18 protein-coding genes are annotated in these 17,214 nt (G+C 69.3%); all 18 read right to left on the reverse strand.

Going from position 1 to position 17,214, the window contains the following annotated elements; all coding sequences use genetic code 11:
• Positions 1-33: 33 nt before the first annotated feature.
• Complete coding sequence (locus tag AB0472_RS22990) at positions 34-480, reverse strand: DUF2550 domain-containing protein (RefSeq protein ID WP_366358444.1); 447 nt, start codon at positions 478-480, stop codon at positions 34-36.
• Between the two features lie 130 nt (positions 481-610).
• Positions 611-985, reverse strand: a complete 375-nt coding sequence (locus AB0472_RS22995) for a F0F1 ATP synthase subunit epsilon (RefSeq protein WP_181805896.1) — start codon at positions 983-985, stop codon at positions 611-613.
• A 134-nt stretch (positions 986-1,119) separates the two neighbouring features.
• Entirely contained in the window at positions 1,120-2,553 is a 1,434-nt protein-coding gene (gene atpD, locus AB0472_RS23000; RefSeq protein WP_366358445.1) for a F0F1 ATP synthase subunit beta, read from the reverse strand.
• The gene (locus AB0472_RS23005) at positions 2,554-3,474 is read right to left on the reverse strand and encodes a F0F1 ATP synthase subunit gamma (protein ID WP_366358447.1); all 921 of its coding nucleotides are present in this window, start codon (positions 3,472-3,474) and stop codon (positions 2,554-2,556) included. It lies immediately after the preceding gene.
• A gap of 21 nt (positions 3,475-3,495) precedes the next feature.
• Entirely contained in the window at positions 3,496-5,085 is a 1,590-nt protein-coding gene (atpA, locus tag AB0472_RS23010; protein WP_351497084.1) for a F0F1 ATP synthase subunit alpha, read from the reverse strand.
• A gap of 122 nt (positions 5,086-5,207) precedes the next feature.
• Positions 5,208-6,029: a F0F1 ATP synthase subunit delta gene (locus AB0472_RS23015; protein ID WP_366358449.1), complete on the reverse strand. Its 822-nt coding sequence runs from the start codon at positions 6,027-6,029 to the stop codon at positions 5,208-5,210.
• Complete coding sequence (locus AB0472_RS23020) at positions 6,026-6,571, reverse strand: F0F1 ATP synthase subunit B (RefSeq protein WP_294011079.1); 546 nt, start codon at positions 6,569-6,571, stop codon at positions 6,026-6,028. Before AB0472_RS23020 ends, AB0472_RS23015 begins: the two co-directional genes overlap by 4 nt.
• Before the next feature lie 37 nt (positions 6,572-6,608).
• Positions 6,609-6,860, reverse strand: a complete 252-nt coding sequence (gene atpE, locus AB0472_RS23025; protein ID WP_093499060.1) for an ATP synthase F0 subunit C — start codon at positions 6,858-6,860, stop codon at positions 6,609-6,611.
• Between the two features lie 71 nt (positions 6,861-6,931).
• Positions 6,932-7,768 (reverse strand): F0F1 ATP synthase subunit A, encoded by an 837-nt coding sequence (gene atpB, locus AB0472_RS23030; RefSeq protein ID WP_093499061.1) that lies wholly within the window; start codon positions 7,766-7,768, stop codon positions 6,932-6,934.
• A gap of 210 nt (positions 7,769-7,978) precedes the next feature.
• Positions 7,979-8,410, reverse strand: a complete 432-nt coding sequence (locus AB0472_RS23035) for a hypothetical protein (RefSeq protein ID WP_366358452.1) — start codon at positions 8,408-8,410, stop codon at positions 7,979-7,981.
• A 302-nt stretch (positions 8,411-8,712) separates the two neighbouring features.
• Entirely contained in the window at positions 8,713-10,134 is a 1,422-nt protein-coding gene (locus tag AB0472_RS23040; protein WP_366358453.1) for an MraY family glycosyltransferase, read from the reverse strand.
• 150 nt (positions 10,135-10,284) lie between these two features.
• Positions 10,285-11,529 (reverse strand): serine hydroxymethyltransferase, encoded by a 1,245-nt coding sequence (glyA, locus tag AB0472_RS23045; protein WP_366358455.1) that lies wholly within the window; start codon positions 11,527-11,529, stop codon positions 10,285-10,287.
• 426 nt (positions 11,530-11,955) lie between these two features.
• On the reverse strand, positions 11,956-12,639 hold the full coding sequence (locus AB0472_RS23050; RefSeq protein ID WP_093499065.1) for a protein-tyrosine-phosphatase: 684 nt from the start codon (positions 12,637-12,639) through the stop codon (positions 11,956-11,958).
• On the reverse strand, positions 12,636-13,283 hold the full coding sequence (locus AB0472_RS23055; RefSeq protein ID WP_350777730.1) for an L-threonylcarbamoyladenylate synthase: 648 nt from the start codon (positions 13,281-13,283) through the stop codon (positions 12,636-12,638). Before AB0472_RS23055 ends, AB0472_RS23050 begins: the two co-directional genes overlap by 4 nt.
• A gap of 61 nt (positions 13,284-13,344) precedes the next feature.
• Entirely contained in the window at positions 13,345-14,190 is an 846-nt protein-coding gene (gene prmC, locus AB0472_RS23060; RefSeq protein ID WP_093499067.1) for a peptide chain release factor N(5)-glutamine methyltransferase, read from the reverse strand.
• Positions 14,191-14,232: 42 nt separating this feature from the next.
• Positions 14,233-15,309: a peptide chain release factor 1 gene (prfA, locus tag AB0472_RS23065; RefSeq protein ID WP_366358458.1), complete on the reverse strand. Its 1,077-nt coding sequence runs from the start codon at positions 15,307-15,309 to the stop codon at positions 14,233-14,235.
• A 112-nt stretch (positions 15,310-15,421) separates the two neighbouring features.
• The gene (gene rpmE / locus AB0472_RS23070) at positions 15,422-15,646 is read right to left on the reverse strand and encodes a 50S ribosomal protein L31 (RefSeq protein ID WP_030049623.1); all 225 of its coding nucleotides are present in this window, start codon (positions 15,644-15,646) and stop codon (positions 15,422-15,424) included.
• A 286-nt stretch (positions 15,647-15,932) separates the two neighbouring features.
• Complete coding sequence (locus AB0472_RS23075; RefSeq protein WP_366358460.1) at positions 15,933-17,057, reverse strand: LCP family protein; 1,125 nt, start codon at positions 17,055-17,057, stop codon at positions 15,933-15,935.
• Between the last annotated feature and the right edge of the window lie 157 nt (positions 17,058-17,214).

The following is a 17,214-nucleotide window of genomic DNA, read 5'->3' on the forward strand; positions in this document are numbered from 1 at the left end:
CGGGGGAGGACCCCACCCAGCGGGTGAATGCGGCTACGCCACGTTCACCCGCTGTCCTGGCGGGGCTGCTTCCAGCCACGCGAGGAATCCGGTCAGCGCGTCCTCGCTCATCGCGAATTCGAGGCGGGTGCCGCGATGGGTGCAGGCCAGGATGACGGCGTCGGAGAGCAGGGCCAGTTCCTCCTCGCCCTCGGGCAGGCGGCGGCCGGCCACCTCGATCCGGTCGCGTTCCAGGACCCGGCGGGGCCGGTAGGCGTAGGAGAAGACGCGGTACCACTCGACGCTGTCGCCGTTGTAGCGGGCCACGCCGTAGCTCCAGCCCTTGCCGCTGGTGTCCGTGTTCTCAGGGACGTCCCAGCGCAGGGAACAGTCGAAGGTACCGCCGGAGCGCTGGATCAGTCTGCGGCGCAGGCCGAACAGGAAGAGTCCCACCACCACCAGCACGACCACGATTCCGGCCACAGTCAGAGCGAGGACCATCGGCACCGACCTCCCCGTCTCCTAGGTAATGGAACGTAAAAACACCCAGATCCACCTCAGCCGCGGCTGGGACCGGAGTGGCTCCGGTCCCAGCCGCGGCTGGGTTACGTCAACGCATGAACGCAGTCTGTCAGCGCGCGGTCGCCGCCCGCAGACGGACGTCGGCGCGTCGCTCGGCGGTGGCGTCACCTTCCGCCTTCGCGCGCTCCAGCTCACGCTCCTCACGCTGGACGTCGATCTCGTCCGACAGCTCGGCGGTCTCGGCGAGCAGCGAGAGCTTGTTGTCCGCGAACGAGATGAAACCGCCGTGCACCGCGGCGACGACCGTTCCACCATCACTCGTACGGATGGTCACCGGGCCCGACTCCAGCACACCGAGCAGCGGCTGGTGACCGGGCATGACGCCGATGTCGCCGGACGTGGTGCGCGCGACGACCAGGGTGGCCTCGCCGGACCAGACCTGGCGGTCCGCGGCGACGAGCTCGACGTGCAGCTCAGCAGCCAAGGGTGGCTCCTCGGGTCACCACCCGGCAGGGGCGCCGGGTGTTGGGGTCAATTCTAGTAGGCGTGCGTGAGGGGGCGGGACGCGCCCGCCCCCTCACACGAAGAACACAAGGAGTTCCGGAGAACTCAGGGTGTTCAGGAGACGCCCAGCTCCTTGGCGTTGGCCTTGAGGTCCTCGATGCCACCGCACAGGAAGAACGCCTGCTCCGGGAAGTGGTCGTACTCGCCGTCGATGATCGCGTTGAACGCGGCGATCGACTCGTCCAGCGGGACGTCCGACCCGTCGACGCCGGTGAACTGCTTGGCGACGTGGGTGTTCTGGGACAGGAAGCGCTCCACGCGACGGGCACGGTGGACGACGAGCTTGTCCTCCTCGCCGAGCTCGTCGATACCGAGGATCGCGATGATGTCCTGGAGGTCCTTGTACTTCTGGAGGACCGTCTTCACGCGCATCGCGGTGTTGTAGTGGTCCGCCGCGATGTAGCGCGGGTCCAGGATCCGGGACGTGGAGTCCAGCGGGTCCACGGCCGGGTAGATGCCCTTCTCGGAGATCGGACGGGAGAGAACCGTCGTCGCGTCGAGGTGGGCGAAGGTGGTGGCCGGGGCCGGGTCGGTCAGGTCGTCCGCGGGGACGTAGATCGCCTGCATCGAGGTGATCGAGTGACCGCGGGTCGAGGTGATGCGCTCCTGGAGGAGACCCATCTCGTCGGCAAGGTTCGGCTGGTAGCCCACCGCGGAGGGCATGCGGCCGAGCAGGGTCGAGACCTCGGAACCGGCCTGCGTGAAGCGGAAGATGTTGTCGATGAAGAACAGCACGTCCTGCTTCTGGACGTCACGGAAGTACTCGGCCATGGTGAGGCCGGCCAGCGCGACGCGCAGACGGGTGCCCGGGGGCTCGTCCATCTGGCCGAAGACCAGGGCGGTCTTGTCGATGACGCCCGAGTCGGCCATCTCCTCGATGAGGTCGTTGCCCTCACGGGTGCGCTCGCCGACACCGGCGAACACGGAGACACCGTCGTGGTTGTTGGCGACGCGGTAGATCATCTCCTGGATGAGCACCGTCTTGCCGACGCCGGCACCGCCGAACAGACCGATCTTTCCACCCTTGACGTACGGGGTGAGAAGGTCGATGACCTTGACGCCGGTCTCGAACATCTCGGTCTTCGACTCGAGCTCGTCGAAGTTCGGGGCCTTGCGGTGGATGGACCAGCGCTCGCCCGTGTACTGCTCGTCGACGTTCAGCACGTCACCGAGGGTGTTGAACACCTTGCCCTTGGTGAAGTCGCCGACCGGGACGGTGATGCCGTCGCCGGTGTCGGTGACCGGGGCCTGGCGGACCAGACCGTCGGTGGGCTGCATGGAGATGGTGCGGACCAGGCCGTCACCCAGGTGCTGGGCGACCTCCAGGGTCAGCGTCTTCTTCTCGCCGGCGTTGGCCGGGTCGGCCACCTCGACGTGAAGGGCGTTGTAGATGTCCGGCATCGCGTCGACGGGGAACTCCACGTCGACGACCGGGCCGATGACCCGGGCGACGCGGCCCGTGGCCGTCGCGGTCTCAACAGTGGTCATTTATCGGTCACTCCCCGCGGTCGCGTCGGCCAGAGCGCTGGCGCCACCGACGATCTCGCTGATTTCCTGGGTGATTTCGGCCTGGCGGGCCGCGTTGGCAAGACGGGAGAGCGTGTTGATCAGCTCGCCCGCGTTGTCGGTGGCCGACTTCATCGCGCGCCGCGTGGCGGCGTGCTTCGAAGCCGCCGACTGGAGGAGCGCGTTGTAGATGCGGCTCTCCACGTAGCGCGGCAGCAGGGCGTCGAGGACGTCCTCCGCCGAGGGCTCGAAGTCGTACAGCGGGAGGATCTCGTCGCCCTTGGCGGCACCCTCCTCCGCGACCTCGTCGAGGCTGAGCGGCAGCAGCCGGTCGCCGAGCGCCGTCTGCGTCATCATCGACACGAACTCGGTGTAGACGATGTGGAGTTCATCCACCCCGCCGTCCACCGTCTCGGTCTCGATGGCCTCGATCAGCGGCGCCGCGACCTTCTTGGCGTCCGCGTACGAGGGCTCGTCGGTGAAGCCCGACCACGACTCCACGACCTTGCGCTCGCGGAAGTTGTAGTGGGCCAGACCGCGGCGGCCGACGATGTAGGTGTCGACCTCCTTGCCCTCCGCCTCAAGGCGCGCCGTCAGCTGCTCGGCGGCCTTGATGGCGTTGGAGTTGAAGGCGCCGGCCAGACCGCGGTCGCTCGTGAGGAGCAGGACCGCGGAACGGGTCGGCGTCTCCGCCTCGGTGGTCAGCGGGTGCTTGGTGTTCGACCCGGTACCGACCGCCGTGACCGCGCGGGTGAGCTCGTTCGCGTACGGTGCGGAGGCCCGCACCTTGCGCTGCGCCTTGACCACACGCGAGGCGGCGATCATCTCCATCGCCTTGGTGATCTTCTTGGTCGCGGTGACGGATCGGATGCGACGCTTGTAGACCCGGAGCTGGGCTCCCATGAGTCAGGTCCCTTCCTTACGTCACTTGGCCGCGGCCGGGGCGTCCTCGCCGAGAAGCTTGCCGTCCGAGGTCTCGAACTGCTTCTTGAAGTCGGCGATCGCGTCGGCAACAGCGGTGAGGGTGTCGTCCGACATCTTGCCGCCCTCCTTGATGGAGGTCATGAGGCCCTGCTCCTTGCGGTGCAGGTACTCGAGCAGCTCCTTCTCGAAGCGGCGGATGTCGGAGACCGGGACGTCGTCCATCCGGCCGGTGGTGCCGGCCCACACGGAGACGACCTGGTCCTCGGTCGGCATCGGCTGGTACTGCGCCTGCTTGAGCAGCTCGACCAGACGCTGACCGCGCTCCAGCTGCGACTTCGACGCGGCGTCCAGGTCGGAACCGAAGGCGGCGAACGCCTCCAGCTCGCGGTACTGGGCCAGGTCCAGACGCAGACGGCCGGAGACCTGCTTCATCGCCTTGTGCTGCGCGGAACCGCCGACTCGGGAGACGGAGATACCGACGTTCAGCGCGGGGCGCTGACCGGCGTTGAACAGGTCCGACTCCAGGAAGCACTGGCCGTCGGTGATGGAGATGACGTTGGTCGGGATGAACGCCGAGACGTCGTTGGCCTTGGTCTCGACGATCGGGAGACCGGTCATCGAGCCGGCACCCATCTCGTCGGAGAGCTTGGCGCAGCGCTCCAGCAGGCGGGAGTGCAGGTAGAAGACGTCACCCGGGTAGGCCTCGCGGCCCGGCGGGCGGCGCAGCAGCAGCGACACGGCGCGGTAGGCGTCGGCCTGCTTCGAGAGGTCGTCGAAGATGATGAGGACGTGCTTGCCGTCGTACATCCAGTGCTGACCGATGGCCGAGCCGGTGTACGGCGCCAGGTACTTGAAGCCGGCCGGGTCGGACGCCGGGGCGGCGACGATGGTCGTGTACTCCAGCGCGCCGGCCTCTTCCAGGGCGCCACGCACGGAGGCGATGGTCGAGCCCTTCTGGCCGATGGCGACGTAGACGCAGCGGACCTGCTTCTTCGGGTCGCCCGAGCGCCAGTTGTCACGCTGGTTGATGATCGTGTCGACGGCCAGGGCGGTCTTGCCGGTCTGGCGGTCGCCGATGATCAGCTGACGCTGGCCGCGGCCGACCGGGGTCATCGCGTCGACGGCCTTGTAGCCGGTCTCCATCGGCTCGTGGACCGACTTACGGGCCATGACGCCGGGAGCCTGCAGCTCCAGGGCACGGCGGCCGGACGTCTCGATCTCGCCGAGGCCGTCGATCGGGTTGCCGAGCGGGTCGACGACGCGGCCGAGGTAGCCCTCGCCGACCGCGACGGAGAGGACCTCACCGGTGCGCTGCACCGGCTGACCCTCCTCGATGCCGCTGAACTCACCGAGGACGATGGCGCCGATCTCGCGCTCTTCCAGGTTCAGCGCGAGGCCGAGGGTGCCGTCCTCGAACTTCAGCAGTTCGTTGGCCATGGCCGAGGGAAGACCCTCGACCTTCGCGATGCCGTCGCCGGCAAGGGTGACCGTACCGACCTCCTCGCGCGAGGCCGCGTCCGGCTTGTACGACTGGACGAAGTTCTCCAGCGCGTCCCGGATCTCCTCCGGCCGGATCGTGAGCTCCGCCATCTGGGTTCCCTGCTCTCCTTGTTGGGCCCGAAGTTTCACTTGGGGGGTCTGGGGGCGACCCCCAGGATTCTTCTGCACGGCCCAACCAGGGCCGTAAGTACGTACTGCTTCTTGAGTTGGTGCTAGCTCGCCATACGGCGGGCGGCGTCCTCAAGGCGGTCCGCGATGGAACCGTTGATGACCTCGTCACCGACCTGCACCCGGATCCCGCCGACGACCGCGGGGTCGACGTCGAGGTTGAGGTGCATCGTGCGGCCGTAGAGCTTCGCGAGGGCGGCACCCAGGCGCTGCTTCTGCGGCTCGCTCAGCGGCACCGCGGAGGTGACGACGGCGACGACACGGCTGCGGCGCTCCGCGGCGAGCTTGGAGAGGGCCTCCAGGCCCGCTTCCAGGCTACGTCCCCGCGGCACCGTCACAAGGCGCGTGACCAGACGCTCGGTGACCGGCTTGGCGCGGCCGCCGAGCAGCTGGTGCAGCAGCTCGGTCTTCGCGGCGGCGCCGGCCTTGCGGTCGGTGAGCGCGGCGCGCAGTTCGGTGTTCGAGGAGACGATCCGGCCGAACCGGAACAGCTCGTCCTCGGCGTCGTCCAGCGTGCCGGACTTCTCCGCGGCGGTGAGGTCGGCGGTGTTCGCCAGCTCCTCCAGCGCGTCGACCAGGTCACGGGACTGCGACCAGCGGGACCGGACCAGGCCGGACACCAGGTCGGCGGTGGTCTCGGAGACCTGGCCGCCGATCAGGCGCCGGACCAGCTCGGCCTTGGCCTCGCCGGCCTGTGCCGGGTCGGTGAGGACCCGGCGCAGGCCGCCCTCGCGGTCGAGCAGCGCGGTGACGGCCGCCAGCTCGTCGGCGAGCCGCGTCGCGTCCACGGACGTGGAGTCCGTCAGCGCGTCGAGACGCTCACGTGCGGCTGCCAGGGCCTCGCGGCTCGCTCCGTGGGCTGTCATCGAGCCGCCTCGGCCTTCTCCTCAAGCTCGTCGAGGAAGCGGTCGATCACACGGCTCTGCCGGGCGTGGTCCTCGAGGGACTCGCCGACGAGCTTGCCGGCCAGGTCGGTGGCCAGGTGGCCGACGTCCTGACGGAGCGCCTGCGCGGCGGACTTGCGGTCGGCCTCGATCTGGGCGTGACCGGCGGCGACGATCTCCTCACGCTGCCGCTGGCCCTCGGCGCGCATCTCGGCGATGAGCGCGGCGCCCTGCTCCTGAGCCTCCTGGCGCAGGCGCGCGGCCTCGTGCCGGGCCTCCGCCAGCTGCGCCTTGTACTGCTCGAGGACGCTCTGGGCCTCGGTCTGCGCGGCCTCGGCCTTCTCGATACCGCCCTCGATCGCCTCGCGGCGCTGCTCCAGAACCTTGTTGATGTTCGGAAGGAGCTTCTTGGCGAGGAAGCCGAAGACGATGACGAAGGCGATCAGGCCGATGACGAGCTCTGGAACCGGCGGGATGAGAGGGTTTTCGGGCTTCTCCGCCGCCAGCTGAACCAAGAGGCTCATATCAGTGCCTTTCGTCTATTGGTGCGCGACGGTCGGGTCAGGAGGTCGGGTAGACGAACGGCATGACCAGACCGATCAGGGCGAGCGCCTCACAGAAGGCGAAGCCGAGGATCTGGTTGGCGCGGATGAGGCCGGCAGCCTCGGGCTGACGGGCGAGCGCCTGCGTACCGTTACCGAAGATGATGCCGATGCCGACGCCCGGGCCGATCGCGGCGAGGCCGTAACCGATCGAGCCGAGGTTGCCCTTGATCTGGGTGGCGGCGAGGGTGGCCTGCGCAAGAGCGGACATGCCGGTTCTTCCTTCTCTTTCAAGGACCGGTGGGGGTTGGCCACCGGATGACGGGGTGGTGGTGGGACGGCTCAGTGGTGCTCGGCGAGCGCGCCCTGGATGTAGCTGCAGGTCAGCAGTACGAAGACGTACGCCTGGACAGCCTGGATGAAGAGCTCGAAGGCGGTCATCACGAGGACCATGACGAACGAGACACCGGAGTAGGCGATGCCGATGCCGTTCAGCATGTACCAGCTGGCGATCGTGAAGAGCAGCAGCAGGGTGTGCCCGGCGAACATGTTCGCGAAGAGTCGGACGGCGTGGGTGAACGGCCGGACGATGAGGTTCGAGAAGAACTCGATCGTCATGGACAGCGGCAGCACCGCGCCCAGCGTCTTGTCGTAGCCGGTGACGTTCTTGAAGAAGCCGACGAAGCCCTGGCGCTTGAAGGTGAGCGCGACCCACGTGATGTACACGATGCCGGCCAGGGCCGCGGGGTACGAGATGATCGCGGTGACCGGGAACTGGGCGACCGGGATGATCGACCAGAGGTTCATCATCCAGATGAAGAAGAACAGCGAGACGACGAACGGAACGTACTTCTCGCCCTCCTTCTTGCCGATCGTCTCGTAGACCACGCCGCGCCGGACGAAGTCGTAGCCGGTCTCGGCGATCATCTGGAGCTTGCCCGGGACGACCTTCGGCTTGGCGAAGGCAGCCCAGAAGAAGCCCACGATGACGATCGACCCGAGCAGCGCCAGCAGCATCGTCTTGTTGAAGTACAGGTTGCTGTCCGCGTCGCCGAAGAGCGGCTTGAACAGGAACGAGTGGAGGCCCGGAGCCGGGAAGCCACACCCGTCGAACAGGTGACAGCTCGTGTCGAAAGCGAGCGTCTGCGTCGGGTCAGCACTCACCGCGGGCTCCTTCATCGTGGCGCATGGGTACGGCAACCTCGTTGTGTCGGCGCGGCGCAGGGCCGCGGTTCGGCACGGGACTGGTGTTACGGATGTGGGGGCGGCTGGGGGGCATCTCGCCTCGCGATTGAACAGGCGTCAGCTCAGATGCCCGCGCCCGCGATGCCGCAGTTGGCACCGGACGATAGCAGCATCTCTCGTACGCCTTTATCCCGGCCCTACCTCTCACGACGACTGTCCGGTCTTCTCGGACTTCTCGGACTTCTCGGGTTCGACGTAGAGGATCTTGGCCTTCATGTGGGCGCGGGTCTGTGCGGTGATCCACGTGAGCGTGGCGACCACCAGCACGATGGCGAAGGCCCGGGGATTGAACAGCGTCGTGTTCTTGAACACGGCCATGAAGACGATCAGCAGCAGCAGTTGGGCCGCGTAGAGCATCAGGCCCATCATCTGGAACAGCTGAGGGTACGACTTCGCGGTGCGCTGGAGGACGTAGAGACCGATCCCCATGAAGAGGATCACGATCACCGTCGCGACGAGCGCCCCGATCGCCCCCTTGCCGCCCGCGACCACCCCGCTGACGACGGCGGCGAGCACGCCGACGGCGGCCGTGGGTACGGCGGCCTGGGCCAGGTTCCGGGCGTCATTGGACGGCATGGCGGCAACTCCGCTTTCACAGGGGGGCAGGTGTCGTCATGGACGAGCGTAGTCCCGGTCGGAGGGTCGAAGACCTCACGCTGACGGACCGTCGCAGTCGGGTCCTTCGACTCTGTCCGGGGTTCTCGTGAACCGTATCACAAACTATTTGATGAGGTCTTTACCTGCTAGGTGTGCTCGCTGTCACACATGAGAGTGAACATGCGCGTCTGAGCGAAAACCGAGCCGTTGTGTCTGGTATTGGGGGCCTTTGGTACCCCACGACTTGGCAATGCTCTAGTCAGATTCTTACCTTGGCGGGGTCAGCGGGAGGTCTCGGAAGCCCGCCGGTCCAGGAGGCGCGAGCGGGGGCCGATGGCGGTCGCGCCGTTGACGGGGACCGCCGCCGCACCGCTCACGGAAGCCGCCGCGGCACCGTTCACCGAGGCCGCTCCGGCCGTCACCGGGGAGCGGTGCTCGTCGCCCGGCTTCTCCGGTTCCGCCGGTTCTTCCAGCTCAGGGGATGCCGCGACCTGTGCGGTCGCCACCGACGGCTCCTCGGCCGGCTCGACCGCCCCACGGCGCCGGTAGCGGGGCGGCACGAAGGCCTGCGCCCAGACCGGCGCCCGCGGCGTGAACCGGGGCAGCAGGAGCAGCCCCAGGCCGATGGCGCTCAAGAACACCACGCCGAGCACGATCCACATGGACGCCGAGTTCACCGAGTAGGCCAGCGCCCCGAAGCCGATCAACGCGGCCCAGAAGTACATGATCAGGACGGCCCTGCTGTGCGAGTGGCCGACCTCCAGGAGCCGGTGGTGCAGGTGCCCGCGGTCCGCCGCGAACGGCGACTGGCCGCGCCAGGTGCGCCGCACGATCGCCAGCACCAGGTCGGCGGCCGGCACCGCGATGATCGTCAGCGGCAGCAGCAGCGGGATGTAGACCGGGACCATCTGGTGCACGGTGCTGCGCTCGGACCCGGCGAACAGGTTCATCGCGTCCGGGTCGACCTGCCCGGTGACCGAGATCGCGCCGGCGGCCAGCACCAGGCCGATCAGCATCGACCCTGAGTCGCCCATGAAGATCCGGGCGGGATGCATGTTGTGCGGCAGGAAGCCCAGGCACATGCCCATGAGGATGGCCGAGAAGAGGGTCGCCGGGGCGGCGGCCTCGATGCCGTACGAGTACCAGATGCGGTAGGCGTACATGAAGAACGCCGCGGCCGCGATGCAGACCATGCCGGAGGCCAGGCCGTCCAGGCCGTCGACGAAGTTCACCGCGTTGATGGTGATGACCACCAGGGCGACCGTCAGCAGGGTGCCCTGCCACGGGGTCAGCGCCACCAGGCCGACGCCCGGGATGGGCAGCCACAGGATCGTCAGACCCTGCATGACCATGACGCCCGCGGCGATCATCTGACCGCCCAGCTTGATCAGCGCGTCGATCTCGAACTTGTCGTCGAGCACACCGATCAGCCAGATCAGCGCCGCGCCGGAGAGCAGCGCCCGCGGCTCGTTCGACTTCTCGAAGACCTCGTTCAGGTTGGACATGTGGTCGGCGACCAGCAGGCCCGCGCACAGGCCGAAGAACATCGCGATCCCGCCGAGCCGCGGAGTGGGCTCCCGGTGCACGTCACGCGCCCGGATCTCCGGCATGGCCCCCGCCACGATCGCGAACTTCCGCACCGGCCCTGTCAGCAGGTACGTCACCGCGGCCGTGATGCAGAGCGTCAGCAGGTATTCACGCACAGGCTTCCCCACATGTCTCGCTGGCCATCACAGCCCCACACCCTAGCGAGGGACGCATATGTATGGGGACTTCCGGGTAGCGACGATGGTTGCACGCAAGGCTGTGAGCCGGGCTCACAGCGGGGTGTACGACGCTGCGCCTACCCCGTCTCACCCGGGATACGGCGGAAATCTACCGGTGAGCTCACGCACCTCGGCACGCGCCCTCCCCGCGTCAGTGACTCCGCTCACCACGCCCGCCAGCAGCGCCGCGATCCGGGTCATCTCCGCCTCTCCCATGCCCTGCGTGGTGACGGCGGCGGTGCCCAGCCGCAGCCCCCGCGCGTCGCCGTACGGCAGGGCACAGCAGTCCAGCACGATCCCGGCGGCCGCGAGCCGCCCCCGGGCGGTCTTCCCCTCGACGCCGAGCGGCGCGGTGTCGAGGGTGATCAGATGCGTGTCGGTGCCGCCGGTCGTGACGGCCAGTCCCGCCTGCGCCAGCCCGGCCGCCAGCACCCTCGCGTTGGCGACCACCTGATGGGCGTACGCGGTGAACGCCGGTGTCGCCGCCTCCCCGAACGCGACCGCCTTCGCGGCTACGGAGTTCATCTGCGCGCCGCCCTGCGTGAACGGGAACACCGCCCGGTCCAGCCGCTCGGCCAGCTCGGGCGCACCGCACAGCAGCATCCCGCCGCGCGGCCCGCGCAGCACCTTGTGCGTGGTCGCGCACACGACGTCGGCGTACGGCACCGGGTTCGGGGCCGCTCCCCCGGCGACGAGCCCGATGGGGTGCGCGGCGTCGGCGATCAGGTAGGCGCCCACCTCGTCGGCGACCTCGCGGAAGAAGGCGTAGTCGATGTGCCGGGGGTAGGCGATGGACCCGCACACGATCGCCTTCGGCCGGTGGCTGCGGGCCAGCGTGCGCACCTGGTCGTGGTCGATGAGCCCGCTCTCGGCGTCCACCCCGTACCCGACGAAGTCGAACCAGCGGCCGGAGAAGTTGGCCGGGGAGCCGTGTGTGAGATGGCCGCCGTAGGGCAGCCCGAGAGCCAGCACGGTGTCGCCGGGCCGCAGCAGGGCCGCGTACGCGGCGAGTACGGCCGACGACCCCGAATGGGACTGCACGTTGGCGTGCGCGGCCCCGAAGAGCGCCTTGGCCCGGTCGACGGCGAGCCGCTCGGCGACGTCCACGAACTCGCAGCCGCCGTGGTACCGGTTGCCCGGGTACCCCTCGGCGTACTTGTTGGCGAGCGGCGACCCCAGCGCGGCCAGCACGGCCGGCGAGGCGAAGTTCTCGGCGGCGATCAGCTGCAACGACGTCGACTGCCGCGCCAGCTCCCCCAGCAGGATCTCGGCCAGCTCGGGATCCTGCCGTCGCAGCAGATCGCCCTCGAGGAGGGCAGGGGTGACCGACATGAGGGGCTCCGGGCGGTCGACGGTGACGTATGACCAATGTAGGCCCGGTATGGGACGGACGCGCGGTTTGCGCGTACGGGTGGGGCACCGGAGGGGTGGATACGGCCGGCCGCGCGACCGCGGGTGCGTGGTCGCTCCGCCGCCGGAGGGGCGATCGCGGGCGGTCCCGCGACCGCGGGTGCGTGGTCGCTCCGCCACCGGAGGGGCGATCGCGACCGGCCGCGCGACTGCAGGTGCGTGGTCGCTCCGCCACTGGAGGGGCGGTCCCGCGACTGCGGGTGGGTGGGGGTTGCTCGCGCAGTTCCCCGCGCCCCTTACGGGGCGCTTCGCCTCGCGCAATCCGCCACCGCCGTGGGCAGGCGTTCCGCAGGGCGGAACGGGTGGGCACGGCCTGCGGCGCCGGGTGACTGTGTGAGCGACGTGGACCTACATCCGCGCCGGAACACCGGTCAGCGCCGTGACCACCGGGTCCAGGGCCTCGTGTATCTCGTCGCCGATGGACTGGAAGAAGGGCAGCGGGGCGCCGTACGGGTCGTAGACCTCGTCCGCCTCCGCCGTCGGTGCCAGCAGCCACCCGCGGAGCGCCGCCGCCGCACGGACCAGCGCACGGGCCCGGACGACCACGCCTTCCGACGTCGGCGGCAGCGTCGCCGGGTCGATCGCGCGGACCAGCCGGGTGAACTCCTTCAGCGTGAAGGTGCGCAGGCCCGCCGAGTGGCCCATGGAGATGACCTGGGCGCGGTGGTCACGGGTGGCGGTCAGGACCAGGTCGGCCCGGATCACGTGCTCGTCGAGCAGTTCGCGGCCCACGAAGCCGGAGGCGTCCGCCCCGAAGTCGGCGAGGACGGCCTCCGCGTTGGCCTCCATGGGCGCGCCCTCATGGCCCCAGGTACCCGCGCTCTCCACGACCAGCCCGCCGCCGAGGAAGGCGCCGAGCCGGTCCGTCACGAGATGGCGGGTCAGCCGCTCGGTGATCGGCGAGCGGCACACGTTGCCGGTGCTGACGTGGAGGATGCGGAAGCTGTCGCGCGGCAGCCCCACGAACGTCGTCGTGATCTCCGCCGCGCTCTCCCCGTTGCCTATGCCACGCCCCGCGTCAGGGGCTGTCAATTCGCCACCTCAAGGTCGGGTACGACCTTCCGCAGCTCCTCCGCCGAGATCGCGCCCGCGCGCAGCAGCAACGGAACTTCGCGGGTGACGTCGACGATCGACGACGGGACGTTGCCGGGGGTCGGGCCGCCGTCGAGGTACACGGAGACGGAGTCGCCGAGCATCTCCTGCGCGGCGTCACAGGTCTCCGGGGACGGGTGCCCGGTGAGGTTGGCGGAGGACACGGCCATCGGGCCGACCTCGGTGAGCAGCTCGATGGCGACGGGGTGCAGGGGCATGCGGACGGCCACCGTGCCACGGGTGTCGCCCAGGTCCCACTGGAGGGACGGCTGGTGCTTGGCGACCAGCGTGAGGGCGCCCGGCCAGAACGCGTCGACCAGCTCCCAGGCCAGCTCGGAGAAGTCGGTGACGAGGCCGTGGAGCGTGTTCGGGGAGCCGATCAGCACGGGTGTGGGCATGTTGCGGCCCCGGCCCTTGGCATCGAGGAGGTCGGCGACCGCCTCCGAGGTGAACGCGTCGGCGCCGATGCCGTACACCGTGTCGGTCGGCAGCACCACCAGCTCGCCCCGGCGGACGGCGGACGCGGCCTCGCGCAGACCCGTCACGCGGTCGGTCGCGTCGTTGGTGTCGTATCGCCGTGCCATGTCTAGCGGGCCTCCTCGTACACGTACATCTGGACGTCGGAAAACACTGCCTGCGGGGTGCTCACGGCAGCGCCTTGCGGGCGGTCGCGAAGCGGGGGCGCCGGTTGAGGTCCGGGTGGTCGGCCGCGTCGGCCCAGCCCCGCTCCTCGGTGAAGATCCACGGCACCTGGCCGCCCTGGGTGTCGGCGTGCTCGATGACGACGACACCACCCGGGCGCAGCAGCCGGTGCGCGGTGCGTTCGATGCCCCGGATCAGGTCGAGGCCGTCCTCGCCGGAGAACAGGGCCAGCTCCGGGTCGTAGTCCCGGGCCTCGGGGGCGACGTACTCCCACTCGGTGAGCGGGATGTACGGAGGGTTCGAGATGACCAGGTCCACGTGGCCGTCGAGGTCGTGGAAGGCGTCCAGGGCATCGCCCTGGCGCAGGTCGACCCTGGAGCCCGCCATGTTCTTGCGGGTCCACTGGAGCGCCTCCTCGGACAGCTCCACGGCGTGCACGCGCGAGCGCGGGACCTCCTGGGCGAGGGCGAGCGCGATGGCGCCGGAACCGGTGCACAGGTCGACGATGCGGGGCTCGACCACGTCCATGGCGCGCACCGCGTCTATGGCCCAGCCGACGACCGACTCGGTCTCCGGGCGCGGCACGAACACGCCCGGCCCCACCTGGAGTTCGAGGTACCGGAAGTACGCCCGCCCGGTGATGTGCTGGAGCGGCTCACGCTGCTCCCGGCGGGCGATGACCTCCCAGTAGCGGGCGTCGAAGTCGGAGTCCTTGACGGAGTGCAGCGCGCCCCGCTTCACGCCGTGCACGAACGCGGCGAGCTCCTCCGCGTCGTTGCGCGGCGAGGGCACGCCTGCGTCGGCCAGCCGCTGGGTGGCCTGGGCCACCTCCGCGAGCAGCAGGTTCACGCTGGTCCTCCGTGTCGTACTCGGTCGTCGTGCGTACGTGCCTTACGCGGCCGCGAGCTTGGCCGCCGAGTCCGCGTCGACGCAGGCCTGGATCACCGCGTCGAGGTCGCCGTCCAGGACCTGGTCCAGGTTGTACGCCTTGAAGCCCACGCGGTGGTCGGAGATTCGGTTCTCCGGGAAGTTGTACGTGCGGATCTTCTCGGAGCGGTCGACGGTGCGGACCTGGCTGCGGCGGGCGTCGGCGGCCTCCTTCTCCGCCTCCTCCTGCGCCGCGGCGAGCAGCCTGGAGCGCAGGATACGCAAGGCCTGCTCCTTGTTCTGCAGCTGGCTCTTCTCGTTCTGGCAGGAGGCGACGACTCCGGTGGGGATGTGCGTGATGCGCACGGCGGAGTCGGTGGTGTTGACGGACTGCCCGCCGGGCCCGGAGGACCGGTAGACGTCGATCCGGAGGTCGTTCGGGTTGATCTCGACGTCGACCTCCTCCGCCTCCGGGGTGACGAGGACACCGGCGGCCGAGGTGTGGATCCGGCCCTGGGACTCGGTGGCCGGCACGCGCTGCACGCGGTGCACACCGCCCTCGTACTTGAGCCGTGCCCAGACGCCCTGGCCGGGCTCGGTGGCGCCCTGGCCGCCCTTGGTCTTCACGGCGACCTGGACGTCCTTGTAGCCGCCGAGCTCGGACTCGGTGGAGTCGATGACCTCGGTCTTCCAGCCGACGCGCTCGGCGTACCGCAGGTACATGCGCAGCAGGTCACCGGCGAAGAGGGCGGACTCGTCACCGCCGGCGCCGGCCTTGATCTCCAGGATGACGTCCTTGTCGTCGGACGGGTCCCGGGGCACGAGCAGCAGGCGCAGCTTCTCGGTGAGCTCGTCGCGCTGCTTGTCCAGCTCCTTGACCTCGGCGGCGAAGTCGGGGTCGTCGGCGGCCAGTTCACGCGCGGTCTCGATGTCGTCGCCGGTCTGCTTCCAGGAGCGGAACGTGGCGACGATCGGGGTGAGTTCGGCGTAGCGCTTGTTCAGCTTGCGCGCGTTGGCCTGGTCGGCGTGGACCGACGGGTCGGCGAGCTTCTTCTCCAGGTCTGCGTGCTCGACGACGAGATCCTCGACGGCCTCGAACATTTTTGGCTCCTGATACTGCTACGGCGTGGGAGGGGAAGGCGGGCGACCAAAAACGCCGGTCCCGGGCACGCCCTCGCGGGGGCGTGGCCGTGGACCGGCGAAATGGGGCTCGCTACTTCTTGGAGCCGGCGGCAGCCTTGCCGAAGCGGGCCTCGAAGCGGGCCACGCGGCCACCGGTGTCGAGGATCTTCTGCTTGCCCGTGTAGAACGGGTGGCACTCGGAGCAGACCTCGGCGCGGATGGTGCCGCTCGTGATCGTGCTGCGGGTGGTGAACGACGCGCCACAGGTGCAGCTGACCTGCGTCTCGACGTACTCGGGGTGGATCTCGCGCTTCAAGGTGTCTCCTAGATATCGGGAGGGCACCGGGTCGCTGCCGCGGGCTTGCGGGGCGTGAACCGGGGCCGACGTACCAGTCTGCCAGGGCTGGCCGTATCTCCCAAAACCGGGGGGCTTTGATCTTTATTCCGGGGGTGGGGGGACAGTCGCGCCCGGAGGGGTGCCGCGGTCTCGCCGCGTGCGGGTGCCGGTCGTCCGGGGGCCGCTCGCGCAGTTCCCCGCGCCCCTTTCAGGGGCGTCGGCCGCGGGGAACTGTGCGACCAGCCCCCACTCACCCGCACTCGGACTACGACGTCACGACCCCCTTGGCCTGCCCCGTCGCCGTCCCCTTCGTCGCGGACGCCGGGATCGGCTCGTCGTTCTTCAGGGCCTTCCACACCCGTTTCGCCTTCGCCTCGGCCACCACCACCCGGTTCGGGTTCGACGGGTCGTACTCCACCGGCATGGTGACCATGTGCATGTTCTTGGAGCTGATGGACTTCAGGCCGTCCGCGAAGTCGATCAGGGAGTTCACCGAGCCGAGGTCCGAGTCGGTGGTGACCGCCTTCGTCGCGGTGTCGGCCAGGTTGTACAGCTTCTTGGGGCTGGTGAAGACGCCCACCTGCTCGACCTGGTCGGTGAGGGCCTTGACGAACGCCTGCTGGAGCTGGATACGGCCCAGGTCGGAGCCGTCGCCGACGCCGTGCCGGGTGCGGACCAGACCGAGGGCCTGCCTGCCGTCGAGCGTGTGGGTGCCGGCCTTGAGGTCGAGGTGGCTCTCCGGGTCGTCGATCGCCTTCGTGGTGGTGACCTGGACACCGCCGAGCTCGTCGATGAGCTTCTGGAAGCCGGAGAAGTCGACCTCCAGGTAGTGGTCCATCCGGATGCCGGTCATCGCCTCCACCGTCCTGACCGCGCAGGCCGCGCCGCCCGTGGAGTACGCGGAGTTGAACATGACGCCGGTCGCCGCGGAATGCCTGGTGCCGTGCGCGTCGGTGCACGCGGGGCGGTCGATCAGGGTGTCCCGGGGGACGGAGACCACGGCGGCCTTCCGGTGGCCCTTGTAGACGTGGACGATCATCGCCGTGTCGGAGCGGGCGCTGCCGTCGTCCGCGCCACCGCCGAGCTTCCTGTTGGCTCCGGACCGTGTGTCCGAACCGAGGACCAGGATGTTCTCGGAACCGTTGTCGGCCTTGGCGGGCCGGTCGGAGCCGAGCATCTGGTTGATGTCGACGGTCTTGAGGTTGCCGTTGAGCTTGAAGTACAGGTAGCCGACGCCGGCGCCGCCGAGGACGAGGATGCCGGCCGCCGTCCAGGCCGTGACGCGCAGCGCCCTGCGGCCCGTCCCGTGCGTCCCGTGGGACCGGCGGTGGCTGGTGGCCTTCGTACCGGGCCCGGATATACCCGGGCCGGGCGTGCTCTCGGCGGACATGGGCTCCTCTGTTCTCGTACGGCTGGTCGGTTACCCCCTGCTTTCAGGGTCAGGCCCGGCGTACCAGGATCATCGGCACGTATCCGGACCATCGTCGCTCCGCCTGGTCAGACGGCGAAACTCGGGAAAGGGTTGCACAACGCAGTGTGCCCACCGC

It is taken from the genome of Streptomyces sp. NPDC086777 (genome assembly GCF_040702065.1).
Lineage (GTDB): Bacteria > Actinomycetota > Actinomycetes > Streptomycetales > Streptomycetaceae > Streptomyces.